2 protein-coding genes are annotated in these 1,011 nt (G+C 37.0%); both read right to left on the bottom strand.

The genetic code is table 11. The annotated features are described in order from the left end of the window. Positions 1–39: 39 nt before the first annotated feature. The gene (locus O9290_RS14425; RefSeq protein ID WP_353852140.1) at positions 40–360 is read right to left on the bottom strand and encodes a type II toxin-antitoxin system RelE/ParE family toxin; all 321 of its coding nucleotides are present in this window, start codon (positions 358–360) and stop codon (positions 40–42) included. Then, positions 357–572 carry a hypothetical protein gene (locus O9290_RS14420; protein ID WP_159293831.1) on the bottom strand — a complete coding sequence of 72 codons (216 nt, stop codon included), beginning with the start codon at positions 570–572 and terminating at the stop codon, positions 357–359. Before O9290_RS14420 ends, O9290_RS14425 begins: the two co-directional genes overlap by 4 nt. Positions 573–1,011 lie beyond the last annotated feature (439 nt).

Genomic DNA, 1,011 nt, shown 5'->3' with positions numbered 1-1,011 from the left:
CAACGAATGGCTCTTCTGGTTTCTGTGTGGAAACGGGGTCTATACTGATAGTTTCTTCAGCAAAATACTCCTAAAAGTCTTTCCCAGTAAATATTTCACGATTCTATAAGCAAAAATTATCACACAAAGTCGAGAAGAGCCAACGAATTTAAAGACAATTCTTAAATCATAGCCCACACTACAAGCATAAGAGTCTTTAAGCTCCCCTTTTAATTGGTGTGTTCTTAATCGAGGTTGAAATGGATCTACGGATAATAAATCTAAAGTTTCTCGGATATTTTGAGCTAAAAAAGGCTTTTTTTTGACAATTTTTCGAGCATTTCTAATAAATATATTGGAGCGTAATAAAACAAAATTCAGGAAAGGATTTCCTCCATGATTTGTTCAGGTGTCAGGGGTTGACATTGACCTTGTGCAAATTCTTGTTGAGCTTCTTGAACATCTCTAATCAACTCTGTTCTTTTTTGATCTCGAAGACGATTCTGTAAAATATGAATGAGATTTTCTTGATCTTCAAGGGGAAGTTGCTCGGCTGCTTCTAAAATCTCTGCAAAGGTTGTTTGTATTGCCATTTTCTTAAGGGGCGATCGATTAAACTATCTAGGGTTTACAATCAAGGCTAAAAATAGCGAGAGTTACCGCATAACCATTTATTATATCGACATTTTTTGTCTAGTCAACTATTTATAACTAACTAAGTAGGGAGGCACAATTATTTGTAGGATGGGTTAGCGGTAGCGTAACCCATGCGGGCGTTGGGTTTCATACTTCAACCCAACCTACGTTCTAATCAATTAAGTCTCTTACCAGATAAGGATTTAGTCGATTTATGCCACCCTATAGAACCATACCAAGTAACGAAGAACCCATTTTTGGCGTTGTCAAATTGAAAGATGCTCCGAATCAGCACCGGAACTGAAATTACTTTGATAGGAAAGATTACATGGCATCTTGACAATTAGTGTTTAATGAACGAATAGTGCCGATAGTTGGGCTTAAGTGGGGAACAAG

Source organism: Microcystis sp. LE19-41.2A, assembly GCF_027530405.1.
In the GTDB taxonomy this organism is placed as follows: domain Bacteria; phylum Cyanobacteriota; class Cyanobacteriia; order Cyanobacteriales; family Microcystaceae; genus Microcystis; species Microcystis aeruginosa.
The sequence above is the reverse complement of the archived record's forward strand: the minus strand, read 5'-3'. Positions and strand labels throughout refer to the sequence as shown.

Bases quoted from the DNA above. Each gene is read 5' to 3' on its own strand.
- O9290_RS14420 (WP_159293831.1), bottom strand. From the start codon at position 572: ATGGCAATACAAACAACCTTTGCAGAGATTTTAGAAGCAGCCGAGCAA.